Origin of the sequence: Pseudoalteromonas aliena SW19 (assembly GCF_014905615.1) — a bacterium.
Lineage (GTDB): Bacteria > Pseudomonadota > Gammaproteobacteria > Enterobacterales > Alteromonadaceae > Pseudoalteromonas > Pseudoalteromonas aliena.
This window is the reverse complement of the sequence record NZ_AQGU01000028.1, coordinates 161,801-176,809: the sequence shown is the minus strand read 5'-3', so window position 1 is coordinate 176,809 and position 15,009 is coordinate 161,801. Positions and strand designations below refer to the sequence as shown.

General features: G+C 41.1%; 15 protein-coding genes. 4 read left to right on the top strand and 11 right to left on the bottom strand.

Features of this window, described 5'->3' with window-relative positions:
- Window positions 1–15: 15 nt before the first annotated feature.
- Window positions 16–1,248 (bottom strand): NnrS family protein, encoded by a 1,233-nt coding sequence (locus tag PALI_RS16005; protein ID WP_193156467.1) that lies wholly within the window; start codon window positions 1,246–1,248, stop codon window positions 16–18.
- A complete protein-coding gene (locus PALI_RS16000) occupies window positions 1,248–1,517 on the bottom strand; it encodes a hypothetical protein (protein ID WP_193156466.1) in 270 nt (89 codons plus the stop codon). The genes PALI_RS16005 and PALI_RS16000 overlap by 1 nt, the downstream gene beginning before the upstream one ends.
- A 159-nt stretch (window positions 1,518–1,676) precedes the next feature.
- Here PALI_RS16000 and norR point away from each other — a divergent pair, with 159 nt between their 5' ends.
- Window positions 1,677–3,227 (top strand): nitric oxide reductase transcriptional regulator NorR, encoded by a 1,551-nt coding sequence (gene norR / locus PALI_RS15995; protein ID WP_193156465.1) that lies wholly within the window; start codon window positions 1,677–1,679, stop codon window positions 3,225–3,227.
- A gap of 32 nt (window positions 3,228–3,259) precedes the next feature.
- On the opposite strand, the gene PALI_RS15990 is transcribed toward norR, so the two are convergent.
- The gene (locus PALI_RS15990) at window positions 3,260–4,159 is read right to left on the bottom strand and encodes a LysR family transcriptional regulator (RefSeq protein ID WP_182701683.1); all 900 of its coding nucleotides are present in this window, start codon (window positions 4,157–4,159) and stop codon (window positions 3,260–3,262) included.
- A 126-nt stretch (window positions 4,160–4,285) separates the two neighbouring features.
- Between PALI_RS15990 and PALI_RS15985 the strand changes: the two genes are divergently transcribed.
- Window positions 4,286–4,855 (top strand): NADPH-dependent FMN reductase, encoded by a 570-nt coding sequence (locus PALI_RS15985; protein WP_193156464.1) that lies wholly within the window; start codon window positions 4,286–4,288, stop codon window positions 4,853–4,855.
- 30 nt (window positions 4,856–4,885) lie between these two features.
- Here PALI_RS15985 and PALI_RS15980 read toward each other — a convergent pair whose 3' ends face one another.
- Window positions 4,886–5,692 carry an AraC family transcriptional regulator gene (locus tag PALI_RS15980; protein WP_193156463.1) on the bottom strand — a complete coding sequence of 269 codons (807 nt, stop codon included), beginning with the start codon at window positions 5,690–5,692 and terminating at the stop codon, window positions 4,886–4,888.
- A gap of 75 nt (window positions 5,693–5,767) precedes the next feature.
- Here PALI_RS15980 and PALI_RS15975 point away from each other — a divergent pair, with 75 nt between their 5' ends.
- Window positions 5,768–6,940: an MFS transporter gene (locus PALI_RS15975; protein WP_193156462.1), complete on the top strand. Its 1,173-nt coding sequence runs from the start codon at window positions 5,768–5,770 to the stop codon at window positions 6,938–6,940.
- A 269-nt stretch (window positions 6,941–7,209) separates the two neighbouring features.
- Here PALI_RS15975 and PALI_RS15970 read toward each other — a convergent pair whose 3' ends face one another.
- Entirely contained in the window at window positions 7,210–7,653 is a 444-nt protein-coding gene (locus PALI_RS15970; protein WP_193156461.1) for a tellurite resistance TerB family protein, read from the bottom strand.
- 151 nt (window positions 7,654–7,804) lie between these two features.
- On the opposite strand from PALI_RS15970, the gene PALI_RS15965 reads away from it, so the two are divergent.
- Window positions 7,805–8,179 (top strand): hypothetical protein, encoded by a 375-nt coding sequence (locus tag PALI_RS15965; RefSeq protein ID WP_193156460.1) that lies wholly within the window; start codon window positions 7,805–7,807, stop codon window positions 8,177–8,179.
- 1 nt (window position 8,180) lies between these two features.
- Here PALI_RS15965 and PALI_RS15960 read toward each other — a convergent pair whose 3' ends face one another.
- The 6 genes from PALI_RS15960 to leuA form a co-directional block, all read right to left on the bottom strand.
- Window positions 8,181–8,774 (bottom strand): hypothetical protein, encoded by a 594-nt coding sequence (locus PALI_RS15960; protein ID WP_193156459.1) that lies wholly within the window; start codon window positions 8,772–8,774, stop codon window positions 8,181–8,183.
- Window positions 8,775–8,817: 43 nt separating this feature from the next.
- Window positions 8,818–9,804: an SRPBCC family protein gene (locus PALI_RS15955; protein ID WP_193156458.1), complete on the bottom strand. Its 987-nt coding sequence runs from the start codon at window positions 9,802–9,804 to the stop codon at window positions 8,818–8,820.
- A gap of 142 nt (window positions 9,805–9,946) precedes the next feature.
- Window positions 9,947–10,546 (bottom strand): 3-isopropylmalate dehydratase small subunit, encoded by a 600-nt coding sequence (gene leuD, locus PALI_RS15950; RefSeq protein WP_008171914.1) that lies wholly within the window; start codon window positions 10,544–10,546, stop codon window positions 9,947–9,949.
- Window positions 10,546–11,946 carry a 3-isopropylmalate dehydratase large subunit gene (gene leuC, locus PALI_RS15945; protein WP_193156457.1) on the bottom strand — a complete coding sequence of 467 codons (1,401 nt, stop codon included), beginning with the start codon at window positions 11,944–11,946 and terminating at the stop codon, window positions 10,546–10,548. Before leuC ends, leuD begins: the two co-directional genes overlap by 1 nt.
- Window positions 11,947–12,006: 60 nt before the next feature.
- Window positions 12,007–13,083 (bottom strand): 3-isopropylmalate dehydrogenase, encoded by a 1,077-nt coding sequence (gene leuB, locus PALI_RS15940; protein ID WP_193156456.1) that lies wholly within the window; start codon window positions 13,081–13,083, stop codon window positions 12,007–12,009.
- A complete protein-coding gene (gene leuA / locus PALI_RS15935; RefSeq protein WP_193156455.1) occupies window positions 13,080–14,633 on the bottom strand; it encodes a 2-isopropylmalate synthase in 1,554 nt (517 codons plus the stop codon). Before leuA ends, leuB begins: the two co-directional genes overlap by 4 nt.
- Window positions 14,634–15,009 lie beyond the last annotated feature (376 nt).

The following is a 15,009-nucleotide window of genomic DNA, read 5'->3' as shown; positions in this document are numbered from 1 at the left end:
TTTCCTGTAGGTGAACTAACCACGACGCCCATCAACACGACGCCGCGTTAATATAGGTGTGCAGTGAATTAAAAATAATAAAAAAGCCACTAACCACAGCAGAGCACTTATTTGCCAAGCTAGGTGAGGCCCAATAATAAAAGGGAGTAGTGAACGAGTAATTGCAGCAACTAGCACGAGAGCAAATGCAACGGCCATATAATGAGGAATAGTGAGCGTTCGCCCTGTATGACCATGTGATACACGAGTCATCATGGCTAAAATCATCATGCTTATTGTGCCAATAGTAATGAGGTGTAATGCATCTTTAAATGCAACCGTACTGCCAATAAAGCTTATTGCCACCAGCATTAACCCAATACCTAAAGCTAAATACGAAAAATGCAAAGACCACAACAAAGGTATTTTAAGTACTTTACTATTCCACCAATAGAAAGAGCGGGCCAAGTGCAATACAGCGACACTCGCCACCACAGGAGCTGGACTAATAGGGCTTAAAAATAATTTACTAATAAAAAATAAAGTAATAGCCAGTACAGATAAATACAAAACAACTTTATCTATTTTAGGAGTGCATACTTGCTCAGTAAGGCCCAATCCCTTGGCTGTAAAAAAGGGCAAAACGCGGCCTGCCACAATGCCAACAAGTAAAGTCATTACCAGTACTGCGGTATCAACCACAGCCATTGCAAGCTGCATTTTTTGCTCTAGCACTAGTATTAAATACAACGTATTGAGCGCACATAGCACCGCTAAAATGGCTAAAAATGGATAGTTACTTTTGCTATTTGCTTTTAATAACATATTCGCCAACGCGGTTATGGCACCCAGCCACCACACAACTTGCAATATAAGTGCTGCATATAAATTAAAATAAGCAATATCTGGCAATACCACAAAAAATGCTAAACGAGCTAACAGCCATATAAACGTAAGCCACATGAGCGCTTTGCCACTTATACTGGGTACGCCTGTCCACGTTTGTGCCGCAGTAAGTAAAAAGCCAACAGCTACAACGCCTGCAAAACCAAACAGCATCTCGTGTGCATGCCATAATGTAGCAGGCATTGATAAGTGCCAATTTACACTACCTGTTAAAATAAGTAGCCAATAAGCCACCGATAAAAATGCCAATAAGCCACCAGCTAAAAAGAAAGGCCTAAAAGCCAACATCCATAACGGCCATTGCGATATTTGATAAATAGCGACATGCTCGGGCATTGGTTCAGTTAAATTTATAGGGCGCATTAGCGTACTTCCTGCCCCAAGCCGTGCTGTGCAACACATCGCAGCACATAACTTACTTTTAAAATAGCGGCGATAACAATAGTACTAATATGAGCAGATACTTGAACCGGAATTGAAAAGTGCTCAGCATATGGATAGCTAATTAAAATACTTACAGCAATACACACCACACTAACGCCTAAGGCTGTATTAGCAGCAAACAATAGCGTTTTGTATAGCGAGATAGGCTTTGTTTGGGGATTTAAATTATTCAGCACCATTGTATTCATAACAACCTCGATAATTAACTACATCAATTAGCTATTACACGTATCGTGCCAACAATTTAAACCTTAAAATTCAGTCAGTTAAATGACAACCCTTTACAAAACAAGTCTTTATGACCTACTATAAATAAAATCATAAAAACACATAAAGGTCATTTTGACATGAGCCAGCAATTAAACCTTACACAAGTTGCTTTAGAGCTAGCGCAAAGCACACTGCACGAGCATAGCTTTGAGCAGCTATTGGCAACGGTTGAGCGGGTTATTCCAAGTGATGCAAGTGCGTTATTGGTACTGCAGGGCGAACAATTGAAACCGTTAGCAATTAAAGGGTTGATGCCCGATAGCCTTGGTAGACGATTTAAAGTAATAGAGCACCCTCGCCTTGAAGCTATCTGCAAAAGCACGCTCGCACTGCAGTTTGCTCACGACTGCCCATTACCCGATCCGTACGATGGCCTGTTATTAGCTAAAACGGGTGATATTCCTGTGCACGCGTGTTTAGGTTTACCTCTTTATGATAAGAATGCGCTATTGGGTGTACTCACATTTGATAGCCTCAACGCCAACGCATTTAATAATATCAGTGCAGATACTCTCAATACCTTACAAACTCTATGCAGTGCGCACTTTAAAACAGCCTTAGAACTTGCCCACTACAAACAGCATGCACAGCATTCAAATGCACTAGTGCAAGAGTTAAATCGAGAAGCATTAACAAGGGACGGCGGCGAAATTATTGGTCAAAGCCCGCTCATGCAAACGCTTAAAAATGAAATTAAACTCGTCGCCGCGTCTAACTTTAGCGTACTAATTTTGGGGGAAACCGGTGTAGGGAAAGAGTTAGTAGCACGTAATATTCACTTAAACTCAGCTAGAGAAGATCAACCACTTATTCACCTAAACTGTGCATCGCTTCCTGAAAATCTTGCCGAAAGTGAATTTTTTGGTCATGCGAAGGGAGCGTTTACTGGCGCACAAAATGCACGCCAAGGTAAATTTCAGTTAGCTGATGGCGGCACGTTATTTTTAGATGAAATAGGCGAACTGCCTCTTGCCATGCAAAGTAAGCTATTGCGTGTACTACAAAGTGGCGAAATACAAACGGTAGGTGAAGACACGCCAAAATACGTAGATGTACGCGTCGTTGCTGCCACTAACAGAAATTTAAAGGAAGAAGTCGCACAAGGGCGCTTTCGAGCCGATTTATACCATCGCCTAAGTGTTTATCCCATTACCGTGCCACCGCTTAGTAAACGCGAGCAAGACATCACACTCCTAGCTGGTTATTTTATTGAACAAACAGCTCGTAAGTTAGGAATAAAACAATTAAAACTAAGTACCGACGCGCAGATGCTGCTAAATCAATATAGTTGGCCCGGTAATGTACGCGAGCTTGAACATGTAATTAGCCGTAGCGCACTTAAAGCAAAACAAAGTCAGTGGCAAAGCCCAATAATAACCATTACCAGCGAACACTGTGACTTAACATCGAATGTACGACCAAGCCCTGTTTCAACAATTCTAAATAATGCCCCAATTAACCAGCCTTTGAAGCAAGCTATTGAGTCTTTGCAATTTCAAATAATTACAGAGCAATTAAAGCAGCATAACTACAATTGGGCCGCAGCAGCAAGAGTACTTGAATTAGATAGAGCTAACTTAGTGCGCTTGGCTAAACGCCTAGGGATAGAAGTGAAAAAAACATTATAATCATTTAAAACATAGCTAAAATGCTGCTAAAGCTATTGATTAGCAGCTAACTTACTAAAATGTGTTTTTAGCAACCCTGCAAAAGCTTGTACTTTAGCAGTGCGATGCACTAAGTGATGCGTGACTAACCATACATCGGTAGGCCAGCTTAACTCACTGTGTAATATAGGCACTAAATCAGGATATTGCCCCGCTACATTGTGCTGTAACCCACCAATACCTAAGCCTTTAATTATTGCACGAGTTGCCTCTGCAGTTTCAGACACGCGTAGCTTTATTTGCGATGCAGGAATATGTTCATCAGCCCATGCAAAATAAGGTACTCGAGCATTAAAACCCGCCACACCTGATACAAAATTATGTTGCTGTAAATCACTTAACGATTTAGGCATTCCGTACTTATTAATATAACGTTTATTAGCATACAAACCTGACGACAACAGTGCTAAGTGCTGCGCAATATAATCACCCTCATCAGGTTTGGGTCCTGCTCGTACTGCAATATGCGCTTGCCCATGATCGAGCCTTAGCCTTTTTTGTTCTAAAATAACTTCTAACTGCACCTGCGGGTGTAACGCTTGAAACTGCTCGCATACATCACCAAGTAAATCCATAAAACCACTCACTGTAGTAAGCAGTAAACTACCTCTGAGAGTACTGTCGGCGGCAGCAATATCGTTATGCAACTGCTCTAATGAGCCATGAATGGTTTGCGCTGTCGCAAATAACTTAGTGCCAATTTCAGTTACTTTATAACCACGGGCATGGCGATGAAAAAGTCGTGCATTTAAGTTTTTTTCTAGATTGTTAATTCGCCTAAGCACTGTGCTATGGTGCACATTGAGCGCTTCAGCTGCCGCTGTTAACGTGCCTAAACGAGCCACTTCAAATGCGACTTTAACATCTTGCCAGTCATCAAATTTTATCGCCATAATGCTTGCCTTCTACTTATGTGCATATACGCACACAAGTGTTGCGTTTATTCGGGTTTTCTACAAGTAAAAATTTGCTAAAGTAGTTCACAGACAAACCCAATCACTCTATTAAAGGCGACTACCATGACTGTACCAAAAATTATTGCCCTTGCAGGCAGCTTACGTAAAAACAGCTTTAACCAAAAATTAATTAATGAAGCGGCACGTTTTGCATTAGAAAGCGGTGCAGAAGTTGAAGTTATTAAACTTGCCGATTTAGATTTACCCATTTTTGATGAAGACATTGAAGCACAAGGTACACCCGTTGGCGCACAGTTATTAAAAGACAAGTTACGCGCAGCCGATGGTATTTTACTCGCTAGCCCAGAATACAATGGCTCAATTACTGCGGTGCTTAAAAATGCGATTGATTGGGCGTCGCGAACAGAGCAAGGTGCGGTTCCTGCTTTTCGCAATAAAGTAACGGCTTTATATGCAGCGTCGCCAGGTGGTTTGGGTGGATTACGTGGCTTAAATCATGTACGTGATATTTTATCAGGCATTGGCAGCTTAGTATTAGCTGACCAGCTTGCAGTACCCGCTATACATACTGTGCTTGATGAAAGCGGAAAAATCAGTGACCCCGTTACAGCCGATAAAGTGGCCAGCCTTGCACAACAACTTGTTAGTGTAGCGAGCAAACTTAATAAATAACTTCGTTCTCGAGGTTAAATAAATAGCGGACTATCTATTTTTAAAATACTGGCCCGGCGTTGTTGCTAATATTTTTTTAAAAGCAGTATTAAATGCCGAGCTAGATTCAAACCCTAGCTGCTGCGCAATATATTGTTGAGAGTGACCACTTTCTAGCATTTCGACCGCACGCAACGCTCTAAGTTTTTGCTTCCACTGGCTAAAATTCATAGAAAAACTTTTATTAAATAAGCGATTTAATGTACGACTCGATGCGCCGACTTCAAGACCCCATTGCTCAAGCGTTTTATGGCATCCAGGATTTGCATGTAGTTCACTTAAAATTGGCGTCAAACGATTATCTTGCGCTGTTGGTATAAAAAATTGACTGGTTGGCGCGCACTCCAAACGATCAATAAATACATCAATAAACCGCTTAGTCTGCACGTCTAGATTATAATCTTCTGGCCAGCTACAAATCATTAAAATCATCGCTTTTAACAAGTCGTCAATATGTAACACTTTAGCGTTTAAACCTAAACGTGCGACGTAAGGTACATCAATATAAACACTACTAAACTGACCGCCGTAACGGCAAAAAGTCTCGTGAGGTAAATGCGGTGGTAACCACACAGCCTGATTAGGCGGCACCACAAAGCGCCCTTGCGATGTTGCCACCGTCATTACACCTCTACTGGCATACGCTAGCTGTCCCCACGTATGCTGATGAGTTTGCACATGCTGCCAAGGTGGCATTGGGCCTGGCCTTGGGAAAATAGGCCTGTCAAGCTTAGTACGTTTAAAGCGTGATTTAATACTCACCCAGCAATTTGTCTGATCAGATAAACTTTGTGTCATATTATGCAATTTTGGTCATCTTAAAAACACCTTACACTAGCGCTACAATATCAACAAATCTGCTTAAGGAAAAAAATGAAAGACCACACTGGAGATAAAACCTGGCAATCGCCGTTTAACTTTTTAGCATTAGCGACCGTAATAATGGCAGTGACTTTTGCTGGCTGGATGGCACTACTTAATAACTTTGCTATCGAGGTGGCTAATTTTACTGGCGCTAATATGGGGATGCTGCAATCTTTGCGTGAAATACCCGGATTTTTAGCGTTTACAGCAGTGTTTGTATTGCTTGTGCTCAAAGAACAAACATTTGCACTTATAAGCCTATGCTTACTCTCAATTGGGGTCGCTATCACAGGGTTCTTCCCTACTATTTATGGCTTGTATGCCACTACAGTGTTGATGTCGATAGGCTTTCACTACTTTGAAACCATTAATCAATCTTTAAGCTTGCAATGGTTTAATAAGCAAGAAGCACCACTAAAATTAGGCAAGTTACTGTCAATCAAGTCAATGGCGTCACTGCTGACTTATGGCACAATCTGGTTGAGTGTTACTTATTTTGCAGCCGACTATAAATGGCTTTATTTTGTACTCGGTGGTGTAGGCTTTGTGCTAACAGTGGTATTAGTTTTAGCGTTCCCGAGCTTTAAAATACATTCCGTACAACATAAAAAAATCATTTTGCGAAAGAAGTACAGCCTGTACTATTTATTGCTGTTTTTCTCTGGTGCACGCAGGCAAATATTTATGGTATTTGCAGGCTTTTTAATGGTCGAAAAGTTTGGTTTCGATGTTGCCCAAATCACCGCTTTATATATGCTAAATCACGTTATTAATATTTTTATTGCCCCAAAAATAGGGCAAATGATCAGTAAAATAGGCGAGCAGAAAACCTTAACTATTGAGTACAGCGGTTTAATTTTAGTCTTTATTGGCTATGCACTGGTTGAATCACCGTTATTCGCAGCTGGCCTTTATGTGATTGATCATCTATTTTTTGCCATGGCGATCGCTTTAAAAACGTATTTTCAAAAAATCGCACAACCTGAAGACATTGCCGCCACAGCCTCTGTTAGCTTTACTATTAACCATATTGCCGCAGTGATCATTCCCGCCGCTTTTGGTCTAATTTGGTTATACGACCAAGCACTCGTTTTTTACTTTGGTGCAGCATTAGCCGCATGCTCACTCGTGTTAAGCCAGTTTATTACCGCTCATCTACAGCGTACAAATAGTCTTGCTTAACATCTAGGGCGTGTTGACCTTTGTAGATTGAAATTCGTTCAATCTAGGGGCGATTGAATCGCGGCGCGAGGTTTATAACCTAGTGGGCTAAGTAAAAACCGAGCAACAAAGAGTCAACCGTCCCTAGATCGAGCTCAAAGGGCAGCGCATGTTTGGCATTTATGCTGCGTTATCGCCTATTTATGGGGAGCAACCACACATCATAGGCTCTGCCTTGCCTAAATACCAAACAGTCTGCTGCAAAATCAATCACGAAAGGTCAACACGCCCTAGTGATTTGTCGCCGCTATTTTAGCGGCAATAAAATCAACATGAGTAACATATAAAAGCCCTGCAACTTTACGTATAACATAATCTTCTTGTGGATCAATTTCACCATCTGCATACGCTAAACGCCACAATAATTCTATAATTTCTATACGCTGTGCCGCGCTGCAATGTTCGTTAATTTGTTTCGAAAATTGAAAGTAATCAATAGACTCATCTAAACTACTCGCCGCATTAGTAGTAAGCTCATCAACCTGTATATCGGTTAAATTAAAATACTTTTTTAAGGTGATAGTCAAAGTTTGCTGTTCGTTATGATCAAGCTTGGTGTCTGCTCGCATAACTTCAATTAATAATGCAGCAACAGCAGTTTTTAAGTCATGTTCTTGCATGCTGAGCTGCGGCTCATCGAATGAGGCAAATAGCTGTTTGATTTGTTTAAACATCACATTATCCATTTTTGAGTGTTAAACTTATACCAATTGCATTAAATTAGTGATCTATTATAGCGATAAGATAATAGGTATTAATATAAATACACTGAACTTATATGAGTAATTAATGGGTATTAAGTTCGTAAATTAAAGGAGTTATTATATGAAAGGATTAAATACACCGTATTTAGTAATTGCTAGCGCACTAATAACCCTTTCGAGTGTAGGCACTGCATTTGCTGAAAAAGCCAAAACGGAGAAGCTCTACGACTTTGATAATAAAGTACATTACTATCAGACAAAAATTGGCGAAGAAAACTATAAAATAGAAATTAAATCCGACGACTATGAGCACTTTACCAATCAAAGTGTATTTTTATTACGCCATGCTGACCGATTATGCCGAGGCAATACATTTATGTTAAAAGTGCTTGAAGGCGTGCAAGAATACGAACGTTTTCCGACTAAACCACGCGCCTATCAACCCGATCTAAATGTTTTACTGCAATGTGAAACACCCGAGAAAAAAGAAAAATAGTTTATTTTTCGTAGCCCCATGGCGCTACTGGTGGAGTAATTGGTGTAGTTAAATCAAAATCCACCTTAAACTCACGCCCTTGACGAATCAATCGATACGTAAATACCTCAGGATAAATATACATTTGCCATGTATTACCTGTCGACTGTGCAATACCTTGTGCTACAAATAACTCTTTTGAATATTGATCAGCAGGAAACGACTGCATTCGTGCAAAGCCTGCATCAAGTGTATGACCGCCATACATAGTAGACGCGTCGTCGGTACCATCTTTGTGACGATGATCATGCTTCAAGCTCAAGCCACTACCTGTTTTTGTAATGATCCACGTACGTGACGCATCATCACCTACATGAAACGGAACTTGTAGCTCGCTATCAGTGCATTTACGTACATGCATAACTAGTTTTTTATTCTCAAATGAGCTTGGCCCTTTTGCATTATCTACTGTAACCTTACCCTCAAACGCCTTTCCGCAGTGCGCTGCAATGCTATTAAAAAATGCATCGTGAGTAGGAACAGACACCAAAGGCGCAGGGCGTGCAATAGCTGCTGATGAGGAAAATAACAAAGTTGCTGCCGTTAATAATTTCATAAAGTACTCTTATAATAGTTTTTTAATACCATAGCGATTTAAATTAGCTATGGGAAATAACTGCGGCAAGTGGTTTTTCAGCCCTGTTTTTCATCAAAGTTAATAGTGAATGATGAAAATCTTGAAATATCACTTCTCCCCATATTCGTGAATAAACACCAAAATTAGTTTTATCTTGCACTTTAGTTGTTAACGCTAAAATTGTATTGCCGCTCTTGTCTTCACTTAACCGATAACCGCCATTAAGTGGTGAAAAATATTCGCCCCCCAGTTTAACGTGTTTATCTAATGCGTTATCAGGAATTAAATCAGGGTTTATTTCAAACTTATAAAGCATTTGCTTGTTTGGCTGCCAATCAGTAATTATCTCTTTAAACACAACACCTTTTTGCCATGTGCTTGTACGAATTGCACCAACACCGCTTGCATTCATATTTGCTTCTAATGGTCTAGGAACGCCTATAAATCGAGTTAACGAGAAGGGAATTTCTTGTGGCTCTATATGACTCACATTCGTAAGTTGCTGCCATACAATATTAATTGGTGCATTAATAGTAATTGAATTTGTTACTTCGTACGTTTTTGATAAATGTAAAAAATTAAGCTCAATCGGCGATAAAGCCAACGGCAGTAGCGTTATCGACAACAATGTGGCATTTGATTTTTGTGAAATTTTTCTGCGGGTAAAACCGGCAAGCACGCCACCTAAGCTCGCAAAAAACATAAATGCAGGTAAGGCCATTGCAACACAAATACTGCCCTCGAGTAGAGTGACAATACTAACTAACAAAAATATAAAAATGGGTTGCCAAGCTTTTACTATCATTTGGCGATAAGTTAAGTTGGGGTTCTCGTTATATTCAAAATGAACGCGAATATAACCAATAGCAACTGGTACTAAAAACATAAACGAAATTGTTACTAGACTACCAAATTTTAACGCGGTACTAAATTCAATAACAATTCGCATTGATATACCATAAAGCACACCTAAAAAAATACCGACTGCCTTTGGTGACGTTAACTGCATGTTTAGTTACTTACTTTTGCTCAATATTTTGAAAATAGCAGCTCTATAATTGCAGCACAATTAAAATTGTATCTTTTAGCACTTAAATAAAAAGCGCGACCAATATGATCGCGCTCAGAGGGAGAGTTTGACTTTCAATAAGTTACTGCCAAGAACGCTCAGCTGCTAGTTGCTTTTCAAAGGCATCAATTTGTGGATTTAGCGTTTCGGTTACACCAATAAAATCTAAGCCACTTAATAAGCGCTCTTTTACCTCTTTACTAATATCAAAACTAATTGGTGCAAACTTACTGCTTGTTAGTGTTTGATTTTCAAGATCGATTTCAATGTTAATATCGTCGTGCTGCTCGCTAAGTACAAACAATTGCTCAAGCGTATCGGCAGGTAACGCTATGGCTAACATTTGGTTGTTACCACAGTTATTAAAGAAAATATCTGCAAAGCTTTCAGCCAAAATAACTTCAAAACCATATTGCTTCAGCGCCCAAGGAGCATGCTCACGAGATGAGCCACAACCAAAGTTATCGCGCGTTAATAATATTTGCGCGCCTTGGTAGCATGGGCGGTTTAAAATAAAGTCAGGGTTTGGCTCGTCGTTATCTAGGTAACGCCAATCATAAAACAAGGCAGCATCAAAACCTTCGCGGCTAGTTGATGTTAAAAACTGCTTAGGGATAATTTGGTCAGTATCTACATTGTTTTTATCAAGTGGGGCCATTAAGCCACTAAAAAATACGCTCATTAGGCTTCTCCTCTAATATCAACAAAGTGACCATGTATTGCAGCGGCTGCCGCCATTGCAGGGCTAACTAAATGGGTACGCCCGCCACGACCTTGACGACCTTCAAAGTTACGGTTAGAAGTAGATGCACAACGCTTGCCTGCTTCTAGGCGGTCATCGTTCATCGCTAAACACATAGAACAACCTGGTTCGCGCCATTCAAAGCCTGCGGCTTTAAAAATATCGGCTAAGCCTTCGTCTTCTGCTTGTTTTTTAACTAAGCCAGAGCCCGGTACAATTAACGCCTCTATGCCGGCTACAACTTGCTTGCCTTCAACAATTTTTGCCGCAGCACGTAAATCTTCAATGCGGCTATTAGTACATGAGCCAATAAAGACTGTATCTACTTTTGCGCTTGATAATTTATCGCCCGCTTTTAAGTCCATGTATTTAAGTGCGCTGCGAATAGCATCGGCTTTAATTAAATCTGGCTCTTTATCTGGATCGGGTATGCACTCATCAACACCAATTACTTGCTCTGGGCTTGTGCCCCATGTAATTTGCGGTTGAATGTCGTCGGCATTTAGCTCAACAACTAAATCAAAGTGTGCACCTTCATCTGTTTTTAATGTTTCCCAATATTCAACGGCTGCATCAAAATCTGCGCCTTTTGGTGCAAACGGACGACCTTTTAAGTAATCATACGTAATTTGGTCAGATGCAATTAAACCCGCTTTTGCACCCATTTCTATGCTCATATTGCATAGCGTCATACGGGCTTCCATCGAAAGCGCTTCAATGCCTGCACCACAAAACTCTGCTACATAACCTGTACCACCAGCGGTACCTAACTTGCCAATTACCGCCATAATTAAATCTTTAGCAGTAACCGTTGGACGTAATACACCATTAATTTGAATTTTTAACGATTTCGCCTTTTTTTGCTGTAGCGTTTGCGTTGCTAATACGTGCTCAACCTCAGACGTACCAATACCATGCGCTAATGCGCCAAACGCACCATGCGTAGAGGTATGGCTATCGCCACATACAATGGTTGTGCCTGGCAAAGTAATACCTTGCTCTGGGCCCATTACGTGCACAATGCCTTGGTTAATTGAGTTTAAATCGTAAAGTACAATACCAAACTCTTTACAGTTTTTATCAAGCGCCATTAATTGGTTTTTAGATACTTCGCTTGCGGCATCAAGTGATCGGCTTTTAGTCGATACGTTATGATCCATCGTTGCAAAAGTTTTTCCTGGGCAACGTACAGTACGGTTTTTTTCACGTAGCCCTGCAAAAGCCTGCGGAGAAGTCACCTCGTGCACTAAATGGCGGTCAATATAAAGTAAGTCGGTTTGCTCGTTTATGCTGGCAACAGTATGTGCTTGCCAAATTTTTTCGTATAACGTTTGGGCCACTTGCTAATTCCCTAATCTGTTTGAGTTGCAGCATAACGGTGCTGCAACTTTAATATGTTATTAAATGCGTGAAACGATGGCAGCTGCTACATCGCTTGTGCTGTAACCTGCGTTCGGGTAGATATCGGGCGTGCCTACACCGGCTTCTACAGCTTCTGCTACGGCTTTTTCAATGGTCCGCGCAGCTTCGTCTTGCCCTAGCGAGTAACGTAGCATTAATGCAGCACTTAAAATTTGTGCTATTGGGTTTGCAATCCCTTTGCCTGCAATATCTGGCGCTGAGCCGCCTGCTGGCTCGTACAATCCAAAACCTGATTGATTCAAGCTTGCCGATGGTAATAAGCCCATAGAACCTGTGATCATGGCACACTCATCTGACAAAATATCGCCAAATAAGTTATCGCAAAGTAGTACGTCAAACTGGCTAGGCTGCTTAACTAACTGCATAGCGGCGTTATCTACGTAAATGTAATCTAGACTTACTTCTGGGTAATCTTTACTAACTTCGGTTACTACTTCGCGCCATAGTACGCTTGATGCAAGTACATTTGCTTTATCAACCGACGTTACGTGGTTACTACGTAGCTTTGCCGCTTCAAAAGCAAAGCGTGCAATACGTTCTATTTCTTTGCGCGAGTATGTTTGCGTATCAAATGCAAACTCTTCAGCGCCTTCACCGCTACGGCCTTTTTCACCAAAATAAATGCCGCCAGTTAGTTCGCGCACACATAAAATATCAAACCCTTTTTCGCTAATATCAGCGCGAAGTGGTGACGCTGCACTTAATGCAGGTAATAACTGTGCAGGGCGCAAATTACAAAACAAACCAAAATGCTTACGAAGCGGCAATAACGATGCGCGCTCAGGCTGCTCGTTTGGTGGTAAGTTTTCCCATTTAGGACCACCTACAGAGCCGAATAAAATAGCATCGGCGTTTTCACAGGCGTTCAGTGTTTTTGAAGGTAATGCTTCGCCAAATTCGTCAATGGCTGCGCCACCAATAGCATGATGCTCACGGTTCAGGGTAAAACCAAACTTATTGCTCACAGCATCCAATACTTGCTCTGCTGCTGCCATTACTTCTGGACCAATACCGTCGCCTGCTAATACGGCAACGCTGTAGTTTGTTTTACTCATCCTGCTTTCCTTTGTTGTTTTAAATCAGACACTTTTTGTGCACGATAAATTAAGTTATAAACACGGATCATGGCGCGTACCGACGCTTCAACCACATCCGCTGCAATGCCCGCACCGTGGTAAGGTCGGCCATCGTATTTAGCTATAATATTTACTTGGCCTAACGAGCTTGCGCCTTGGCCTGTTGCTTCTAAGTTGTACTCAATCATTTCAACGCTCATACCAGTTAAGCGCTCAATAGCTGCAAACGAGGCTTCAACTGGGCCATTGCCCGTTGCTGCTTCTTGTTTTGCTTCGCCATCAATTCGCATTCCAATGGTCGAGCTGGCTACCGATTGTGAGTTAGAGGCTGAGTTAACAAATTCTAATTGGTATTTTTCGTCTTTGTCGTTAATTTGATTAAAGTAAATCATCGCCTCAAGGTCGTAATCGTATACGGTGCCTTTTTGGTCAGCCAATTCAATAAAGCTTTTGTATAAGCCATCCATGTCGTAATCAGATTTTTGATAACCTAACTCTTCTAAGCGATGCTCAATAACATGACGACCCGAACGCGAAGTCATATTTAATTGGTTGCTTGGCACACCAACGCTTTCTGGCGACATAATCTCATAAGTATTTTGCGCTTTTAATACACCGTCTTGGTGAATGCCTGAGCTATGCGCAAAGGCGTTTTCGCCCACAATCGCTTTATTTGGCTGTACTGGCATATTACAAATTTTAGCCACTTGACGAGAGGCGCGGTAGATTTCTTCACTTTTAATATCGGTGTATACTTTTAAGTGGTCATGGCGCATTTTCATGATCATCGCCACTTCTTCAAGTGAGCAGTTACCTGCACGCTCACCAATGCCATTAATAGTACACTCAATTTGGCGAGCACCGGCTTGCACTGCGGCTACTGAGTTTGCTACTGCTAAACCTAAATCGTTGTGGCAATGCACACTTAAGCGCGCTTTATCAATATTTGGCACGTTATTGATTAAGTGGCGGATCATTGCAGCGTATTCGTCTGGCGTTACAAAACCAACGGTGTCTGGCAAGTTAATAGTTGAAGCTCCGGCGTTAATTGCCTGCTCAACAATTTTACATAAATCCCAATGCGGCGTACGACCGGCATCTTCACACGAAAATTCAACATCATCAGTATAGTTACGTGCCAATTTAATTGATTTAATGGCCATTGCCGTTGCATCATCTAGGCTCATACGTAATTTATGTTCAAGGTGCAAAGGGCTTGTAGCAATAAAAGTATGAATACGGCTTTGCTGTGCTGTGCGAAGTGCTTCGCCACAGGCTTCAATGTCTTTAGCAACTGAGCGTGCTAAACCACAAATAATAGGACCTTTTACTTCAGTTGCAATACGTTGCACCGAGCGAAAGTCAGCAGGGCTCGAAACCGGAAAACCCACTTCCATCACATCCACATTCAAGCGACTAATAGTATGTGCTAGCTGAATTTTATCGTCTTCTGTAAGGCTTGCTTTAAGCGCCTGTTCGCCATCACGTAAGGTGGTATCAAAAATCCACACTTTATCTTGCTCTTGCATAACTGCCCCTTATTCCTATGTTACTCAATTTTTAATTGATCCCTGCCGCGAGATAAAAAAAACCCCGCAATTGCGGGGTTTTTAATGTTCAACTCAATGCAAACACACTAATCCCCGCTTACTTGCCATAGCAGTAAGAGGTTAAGTTTTAGTGTAATTAAACGAATATTTTGCATCTTATTTTCTTGTGTGTGTTCAGTGAGGTTTATTTTTAACATTGCAGAGCATTGGGTGCAAGCATAAAAAAACCACAAAATAACTTTTAAGAGGACACTGAAAGGATTAATTATGCAAACAATTACATTTACTTAGATTAACCCATCAAAGCAACAATGACTTTCGCTTAATTTACTAAGCACTGAAGGGCTCAGTGCTT

What these genes read in the sequence shown, in the direction of transcription:
- PALI_RS16005 (WP_193156467.1), bottom strand. Translation starts at nt 1,248, where the DNA reads ATGCGCCCTATAAATTTAACTGAACCAATGCCCGAGCATGTCGCTATT.
- PALI_RS16000 (WP_193156466.1), bottom strand. Translation starts at nt 1,517, where the DNA reads ATGAATACAATGGTGCTGAATAATTTAAATCCCCAAACAAAGCCTATC.
- norR (WP_193156465.1), top strand. Translation starts at nt 1,677, where the DNA reads ATGAGCCAGCAATTAAACCTTACACAAGTTGCTTTAGAGCTAGCGCAA.
- PALI_RS15990 (WP_182701683.1), bottom strand. Translation starts at nt 4,159, where the DNA reads ATGGCGATAAAATTTGATGACTGGCAAGATGTTAAAGTCGCATTTGAA.
- PALI_RS15985 (WP_193156464.1), top strand. Translation starts at nt 4,286, where the DNA reads ATGACTGTACCAAAAATTATTGCCCTTGCAGGCAGCTTACGTAAAAAC.
- PALI_RS15980 (WP_193156463.1), bottom strand. Translation starts at nt 5,692, where the DNA reads ATGACACAAAGTTTATCTGATCAGACAAATTGCTGGGTGAGTATTAAA.
- PALI_RS15975 (WP_193156462.1), top strand. Translation starts at nt 5,768, where the DNA reads ATGAAAGACCACACTGGAGATAAAACCTGGCAATCGCCGTTTAACTTT.
- PALI_RS15970 (WP_193156461.1), bottom strand. Translation starts at nt 7,653, where the DNA reads ATGTTTAAACAAATCAAACAGCTATTTGCCTCATTCGATGAGCCGCAG.
- PALI_RS15965 (WP_193156460.1), top strand. Translation starts at nt 7,805, where the DNA reads ATGAAAGGATTAAATACACCGTATTTAGTAATTGCTAGCGCACTAATA.
- PALI_RS15960 (WP_193156459.1), bottom strand. Translation starts at nt 8,774, where the DNA reads ATGAAATTATTAACGGCAGCAACTTTGTTATTTTCCTCATCAGCAGCT.
- PALI_RS15955 (WP_193156458.1), bottom strand. Translation starts at nt 9,804, where the DNA reads ATGCAGTTAACGTCACCAAAGGCAGTCGGTATTTTTTTAGGTGTGCTT.
- leuD (WP_008171914.1), bottom strand. Translation starts at nt 10,546, where the DNA reads ATGAGCGTATTTTTTAGTGGCTTAATGGCCCCACTTGATAAAAACAAT.
- leuB (WP_193156456.1), bottom strand. Translation starts at nt 13,083, where the DNA reads ATGAGTAAAACAAACTACAGCGTTGCCGTATTAGCAGGCGACGGTATT.
- leuA (WP_193156455.1), bottom strand. Translation starts at nt 14,633, where the DNA reads ATGCAAGAGCAAGATAAAGTGTGGATTTTTGATACCACCTTACGTGAT.